A 480-nucleotide genomic window follows, 5' to 3' on the forward strand; every position below is an offset into this window, starting at 1 on the left:
GTCGCTCGTTTCCATATTGTTACCTATATAATATAGGCAAACGCCCAACTTCTTGATTTTCAATCAAAGTCCAATTTAGAGCGAGTTAAACCCATTAACGGCTTCGCAATAGGGATAATGCATAGAGAGGTAGTATGGTGACATGCCTTATGGCATCATTGTAACTGTTTGAATAACAGGCGCAAATATAGCGAAAATACTCAAATCCGAGAAATAAATCGCGCTAAAATACTCAAATCCGAGAAATAATCGGCGGTAAAATACTCAAATCCGAGAAATAATATGCATGAATCAATCTTTGTCCCAAAGTTTTTTTGCAAGGTTTGAATGTTCGAAATGCGTGTGTGATGATAGTAACATCACGATTTCGCTCCTGAAAACCTATATATTTGAGCTTAAAAATAAGGGGGTTTAGTGAAAAAATCCGCATTTTTGAGCCCTTAAGTGAAAGAATAAGCCGAAAAACGCTCCATAAATAGG

The sequence above is a fragment of the Prevotella sp. AM42-24 genome (assembly GCF_003461825.1).
In the GTDB taxonomy this organism is placed as follows: domain Bacteria; phylum Bacteroidota; class Bacteroidia; order Bacteroidales; family Bacteroidaceae; genus Prevotella; species Prevotella hominis.